Below are 6004 nucleotides of genomic sequence, written 5' to 3' on the forward strand. Positions count from 1 at the left end.
GGATCTGCGCTGCCGCAGCTGAAGGACGACGCGGCCAAGTGACGAGGTGATGGAGGTGATGGCCGCCTACAGCCGGTAGCGGCTGCCTCCGATCGACGCGCCGCGAAGCCGCATCGATCATCGCTGAAGAGACGGCCCCAGGGCGGGGCCGTCGCATCTTCACGAGGAATCGCATGAACCGCATCACCACGCTCATCCCGCTCGCCGTCCTCACTGCCTTCGTCGCCGCCGGCTGCAGTTCCACGCCGAGCAACCTGCAGACCGCCACCGGCGACACGCGCCCGCAGCCGGTCATCGTGCAGGTGCCGGTCGAGATCTCGACGCCCGCGCTGGAATCCGGCTGCTGGGCCCAGTTCTACGGCGAACGCAATTTCAAGGGCGAGGTGGCGACGCTGGTCGGCCCGGTCTCGCTCGAGAGCGCCGACAAGATGAACGGCCGGCAGCTCAAGAAGGAGATCGACAGCCTGGTGACCGGCCCGAAGGCCACGCTGCGCGTCTACGAGCACGCCATGTTCAAGGATCGCTCCATCGCCTTCGGCCCCAACAGCCGCGAAGGTGGCTTGATCACCAAGCTCGGCGTCGGCGGCCACATCCAGTCGCTGCAGCTCGAATGCACCAGCTGATTCAGGCGGCATGCGCCGCTTGAGGGTCGGCCGGCGCGGCAACCTTCGTGAACCGCGCTGCCCCAAGCAACCCGCCGGCTGCCGCGAACAGGGCACCGATCAGGAACGCGAGGTGGTAGCCGGCGGTCAATGCGGCCTTCGGGTCCACGCCGGCTGACACCAGCCCACCGGTGTGCGCCGCAGCCAGGCTGGCCAGCACCGCCAGCCCGAGCGCGCCGCCCATCATGAACGAGGTGTTGACGATGCCCGAGGCCAGCCCCGAATCCTGCTGCTGCACCTCGCTCATCGCCGCCAGCAGCAGCGGGTTGAACGCGACGCCGGCACCGACGCCCAGCAGCAGCATGCTCGGCAGCACGTCGATCCAGAAGCTGCCGTCGACCGGTGCGCGTGCGAACAGCGCCAGCCCCAGCGCGGCCACCAGCAGCCCGCCGGCCAGCGGCTTCTTCAGCCCGAAGCGCATCACCAGCTTGGCCGACAGCCCGAGCGAGAACGCCGCCATGATCAGGTTGGACGGCAGGAACGCGAGCCCGACCTGCATCGGCGTGTAGCCGAGCACCAGCTGCAGGTACAGCGCCGAGATGAAGAACCACGCGAACATGCCGGCCGCCCACAGCACGCCGACGATGTTGGCGGTCGACAGATTGCGCAGGCGGAACAGCGACAGCGGCACCAGCGGCTCGGCCACGCGCGACTCGATCGCGAAGAACGCGCCCAGCAGCACGACGGCGGCGCCCAGCAGGCCGAGCGTCTGCGCCGACAGCCAACCCGCCTCGTTGCCGTTGACGATGGCGTACACCGCCAGCATCAGCGCGATGGTGATCGTCGCCGCGCCGGCCACATCGAGCTTCGCGCCATGCGCCGCCGGCGGCGTGGCCGGCAGCAGCACCCCGCACAGGGCCGCCACCGCGATGCCGATCGGCAGGTTGACGAGGAAGATCCAGTGCCAGCTCAGCGCGCCAGTCAGCAACCCGCCGAGCAGCACGCCGATGCTGCCGCCGCCGGCGCAGACGAAGCCGTAGACGCCCATCGCCTTCGCGCGCTCGGCCGGCTCGGTGAAAAGATTCATGATCAGCGACAGCGAGATCGCCGACACCACCGCGCCGGCCAGCCCCTGCACCGCGCGCGCGACGATCAGCACCCCCTGCGATTGCGCGAGACCGCAGGCCAGCGACGCGAGCGTGAAGCCGGCGATGCCGAGCAGGAACAGCCGGCGCTGGCCGTACAGGTCGCCGAGCCGGCCGCCCAGCAGCAGGAAGCCGCCGAAGGTCAGCATGTAGGCGTTGACCACCCACACCAGCGAGGTCTCCGAGAAGCCGAGGTCGCTGCGGATCGACGGCAGCGCGACGTTCACGATGGTCGTGTCCAGCACGATCATCAGCACGCCCAGGCACAGTACGGCGAGCGCCAGCCAGCGCTTGCGGGTGTCGAGGTGGCGGTGGGGCATCGGGAAATCCTCCGTCGTCGGGCCAAAAGCCGCCATTCTCGTCGCAGCGAACCGACACACCCCCCCAACAGGGGGGGCGCACCGCGCGCGACCGCATCGCGCCCGCTCGCTAGACTTCGCCGTTCATGCGCCGGGGAGGCGTTTCACTTCAGAAGATCCAGACCACATGAAACGGGCCACATTCCTGCTCAAGCTCTGTTACTGCCTGAACCTGTTCGGGCTCTTGCTGCCGATCGCGCTGGCGCGCCTCGGCGGCCTGCCGGCCTTCGGGGATGCGGCGGAAGCGGCCGCGGCGCTGCTCTCCGGGCTGATCGCGCTGGTGTTGCTGGTCGCCGGCCTGTACCGCATCGGCCTCGTCGCGCGCGTGCCCGGCACGCTGGACGCCTGGCCGGCCACCGGCCTGCCCGAGGCGCTGCAACGCGCCGGTTCGGTGGGCCTGCATGCCGGCGCGGTGATCGGCGTCGCGAGCCTGCTGGTGCGCCCGTGGCTGCATGGCGTCGATGCGGTGCCGGCCGTGCAGGTGCTGGCGATGGCCGGCGGCATCGGCCTGATCGGCCTGGTGCTGTTCGAGTTCGGCCGGTTGATGTCGTTCGAGCAGCGCGCGCGCGAAGAGCTGTCGCCGCAGCGTCTGCGCCCGTCCCCGGCGATCGAGGGCCATTCGAGCCTCGACCGGCGCAAGCACTGAGGCGCCGGGGCGGCGATGGCTCAACTGGATGTCGGCGATCGCCTCGCGTCGGGCTTCGTCGGCGTGGTTGTCGGTGCGGTGATCGGTGCGGCCGTGGCCTGGTGGCTGGGCGTGTACCACGCGGCGATCGACGTGCCCGACCTGCGGCCGGTGTTCGTGCGCTGGATCGGCGGCACGGCGCTCGGCTTCGGCCTGGTCGGGTTCCTGTTCGGCCCGGTCGTCGGCACCCTGCTCGGCGAGGTCATCACCTTGCTGTTCCGGCTCGAGGACCGGCGCTACACCGAGTCTCCGATCGGCATCTCGGTGCTGGTGATCCTCGTGCTCGGCGTGTGGTACTACGTCAAGTACCACTGAGGCGCATCAGGCCGGCAGCGCCTTCAGTGCTTCCAGCGTCGCGAGGCAGGCGCCGGCCACTTCGGCGCCCTTCTTGACGAAGTGCTCGCTGAAGAACTGCCGGTGCTCCGCATGCTCGTGGAAGTGCCGCGGTGTCAGCACGGCGGAGAACACCGGCACGCCGGTGTCCAGCTGCACCCGCATCAGGCCGTCGATCACCGCGGCGCTGACGAACTCATGCCGGTAGATGCCGCCATCGACGACGAGCGCACAGCCGACGATCGCGTCATACCGGCCGCTGCGCGCGAGCTTCTGCGCATGCAGCGGGATCTCGAACGCGCCGGGCACGTCGAACGCATCGATGCCGTCGGTCGGGATCCGTCGTCGCTCGAACTCGTCGAGCAACCCGCGGCGGGCCCGTTCGACGATCTCGCGGTGCCACGAGGCGCAGACGACCGCGATGCGCGGTGCGTTGATGAGGGAGGGACGGGTGTGGATCTGATTCATGGGTTCCTCGAGTTGGATGGCCAGAATCAGGGCGCGCGACAACGCGGGCGCTGCAGCCGAAGCCGCCGCGCCCGTGACATTCGCGTTTCTCTTTCATCCGGACTGTGACCGTCGGCCCTGGCATCGCACCAGGTCTGCTGACCCCGGCCAGGCCACTGCTTTCACAGTGGCATGAACGGGCGCTCGCGGGCTCCCGTGATCGCTCACGGATACCGCCGGTGGGGAATTTCGCCCCGCCCTGAGAACGCTGTCCGCCGGTGAGGGCGGACGCGGCGATTCTAGGTCGCCAGGCCGCGGCTCACTCGCAGCGCGCCGCGCCGCTCGCCACGCAGTCGAAGAAGCCGAGCACGCGGTGCAGCACCGGGATGCGGACTGCGTCGGCCTCGATCAGCAGCGAGTGCTTGCCTTGCATCACCGTGCGGCCGATGCAGTAGCCGGCGCCGTGCGCCGCATTGAGGTTGTCGCAGAAGGTCTTCTGCGCCGAGGGCTTCACCACCACGTCCTGCTCGCCCTGCAGCAGCAGCACCGGCTGGCGGATGCGCCCGGCCGCCTCGCCGCGCACCCGCTCGGCGGCGGCGCAGGACTGCTGGAACCAGCGGTACGACACGCCGCCCACCTTCGCATGCGGCGAGCCGCAGTCCGGGCCGTCGCAGCGGGCCAGCGCGCGCATGTCCCAATGGCGCTTGAAGCGCGCCGCGCTGTGGGTCAGCGCGTTCGGTGCATCGGGGGCGCGTTGCCGGATCAACTCGTAGGCGGGGTCGAAGGGCGTGCCCTCGGCATAGCTCTTCGGCATCAGCCAGGCGATGCCCGACAGCTGCATCGTGCCGCCATCGCACAGGTAGTCGGCCAGTTGGGCGGTGACGCCGGCGTTSCTGGCGCCGGTGGCCCACGGCGCCATCATCGGCGTCACGAGTGCCAGCGCCGCGATGCGCGCCGACGGCGAGGCCTCGAGGAACAGCGCCGCCGCCGCACCGCCCATCGAATGGGCCAGCAGGAACAGCGGCAGCGGCCGGCCGGCACGCGCCGCGCGCACCGGACCGTCGACGAAGGCGGCCAGGTCGTTCACATAGTCGTCGAAGGTCTCGACGTGCCCGATCGAGTCGTCCTGCGGCAGCAGCCGCTGCGAGAAGCCCTGGCCGCGGTGGTCGTGGATGTAGACCGAGTAGCCGCTGCGCACCAGGTCGCGCACCGTCTCCTGGTACAGCGCCAGCCCTTCGGTGCGGCCGGTGGAAATGACGATGCCGCCGCGCGTCTCGGCGCGGTGCTGGTACAGCCGGTAGTGGATCTTCACGCCATCGGCGCCGGTGAAGGCGCCGCGCGTGAGCTGGGCCTCCTTCAGGGCGATGGCCTCGAGGTCGGTCCAGCTCGGCGATGCGGCGAGATCGGCCTCGGCGCCGATGACGTAGGGGGCGGCGCCGGAGGCTTCCAGCGGCGGGAACGACGGCCCCTCCTGCGCGCAGGCCGCGCCCGCCACGGCCACAAAGGCGATCCCCGCGGCCACGCGCCGCGCCAAGCCATGCCACATCATCCGCATCCTCAGTACGTCCRCCCCGCCTTGAACTGCGCCCGCGTCGTGCGCGTGCGCTGCGTCGCGCGGTCGATCGCGGCGAACGACTTCGCGGCGTGCGCATGGCACACCGCGAGGCCGAGCGCGTCGGCGGCATCCTTGCCGGGCAGGCCGGGCAGCTTCAGCAGCCGCATGATCATCTCCTGCACCTGCTCCTTGCGCGCCTGGCCGTGGCCGACGATCGCCTTCTTCATCTGCAGCGCGGTGTACTCGGCCACGTCGAGGTTGCCCGACACCAGCGCGGTCAGCGCCGCGCCGCGCGCCTGGCCGAGCAGCAGCGTGCTCTGCGGGTTCACGTTGACGAAGACGATCTCGACCGACGCGCAGTGCGGCTCGTAGCGCGCGGCGACCTCGCACACGCCGTCGAAGATGATCTTCAGCCGCGCCGGCAGGTGGCCGGCGTCGGCAGCATCGGTCTTGATGGTGCCGCTCGCGACGTAGTGCAGCTGCTGGCCGTCGACGTCGATCACGCCGAAGCCGGTGGTCCGCAAGCCGGGATCGATGCCGAGTATCCGCATCACGCGCTGCCTGCGTCAGGCATCGAAATACCAGCGCACGGAATGGAAGAACACCGGCGCCGCGAACGCCAGCGGTGCCACCCGGTCGAGCAGGCCGACCGCGCCGGTGACCGACGCCCGGTTGCCCCAGCGCCGCACGCCGGCATCGCGCTTCAGCGCCTGCATCACCAGCGAGCCCAGCGTGCCGCAGCCCGAGGCGATGAAGCCGATCAGCAGCGACTGCGCCGGCTTGAACGGCGTGATCCAGTACAGCAGCCCGCCGACCAGCCCGCCACCGAGCGCGCCGATCACGAAGGCGCGCCACGAGAACGTGCGATCGATCTGCCG

The 6004-nt window shown here is 70.3% G+C and carries 8 protein-coding genes and 1 riboswitch; of the genes, 3 read left to right on the forward strand and 5 right to left on the reverse strand.

Translation table 11 applies throughout. The features are described 5' to 3' along the window. The first annotated feature begins 173 nt into the window (after nt 1-173). Nucleotides 174-623: a hypothetical protein gene (locus AC1D01_RS17280; RefSeq protein ID WP_477868355.1), complete on the forward strand. Its 450-nt coding sequence runs from the start codon at nt 174-176 to the stop codon at nt 621-623. A 1-nt stretch (nt 624) separates the two neighbouring features. Here the strand turns inward: AC1D01_RS17280 and AC1D01_RS17285 are convergent, their stop codons facing one another. Beyond that, entirely contained in the window at nt 625-2067 is a 1443-nt protein-coding gene (locus AC1D01_RS17285) for a DHA2 family efflux MFS transporter permease subunit (protein WP_477868357.1), read from the reverse strand. A 166-nt stretch (nt 2068-2233) separates the two neighbouring features. Here AC1D01_RS17285 and AC1D01_RS17290 point away from each other — a divergent pair, with 166 nt between their 5' ends. Together AC1D01_RS17290 and AC1D01_RS17295 are read left to right on the forward strand one after the other, a co-directional pair. After that, nucleotides 2234-2752, forward strand: coding sequence for a hypothetical protein (locus tag AC1D01_RS17290; protein ID WP_477868359.1), 519 nt, complete (start codon nt 2234-2236; stop codon nt 2750-2752). Between the two features lie 15 nt (nt 2753-2767). Continuing rightward, nucleotides 2768-3106 carry a hypothetical protein gene (locus AC1D01_RS17295; RefSeq protein WP_477868361.1) on the forward strand — a complete coding sequence of 113 codons (339 nt, stop codon included), beginning with the start codon at nt 2768-2770 and terminating at the stop codon, nt 3104-3106. A gap of 6 nt (nt 3107-3112) precedes the next feature. Here AC1D01_RS17295 and AC1D01_RS17300 read toward each other — a convergent pair whose 3' ends face one another. The 4 genes from AC1D01_RS17300 to AC1D01_RS17315 form a co-directional block, all read right to left on the reverse strand. Beyond that, the gene (locus AC1D01_RS17300; protein ID WP_477868363.1) at nt 3113-3592 is read right to left on the reverse strand and encodes a 6,7-dimethyl-8-ribityllumazine synthase; all 480 of its coding nucleotides are present in this window, start codon (nt 3590-3592) and stop codon (nt 3113-3115) included. Between the two features lie 80 nt (nt 3593-3672). After that, a riboswitch (FMN riboswitch) is annotated at nt 3673-3842 on the reverse strand. A gap of 48 nt (nt 3843-3890) precedes the next feature. Next, entirely contained in the window at nt 3891-5117 is a 1227-nt protein-coding gene (locus AC1D01_RS17305) for an alpha/beta fold hydrolase (RefSeq protein ID WP_477868365.1), read from the reverse strand. Nucleotides 5118-5128: 11 nt separating this feature from the next. Further along, nucleotides 5129-5677 carry a crossover junction endodeoxyribonuclease RuvC gene (ruvC, locus tag AC1D01_RS17310; RefSeq protein WP_477868367.1) on the reverse strand — a complete coding sequence of 183 codons (549 nt, stop codon included), beginning with the start codon at nt 5675-5677 and terminating at the stop codon, nt 5129-5131. Nucleotides 5678-5692: 15 nt separating this feature from the next. Continuing rightward, a partial coding sequence (locus AC1D01_RS17315) for a phosphatidate cytidylyltransferase (RefSeq protein WP_477868369.1) occupies nt 5693-6004 on the reverse strand: 312 nt, incomplete at its 5' end.

It is taken from the genome of Rhizobacter sp. P3_B12 (assembly GCF_056402895.1).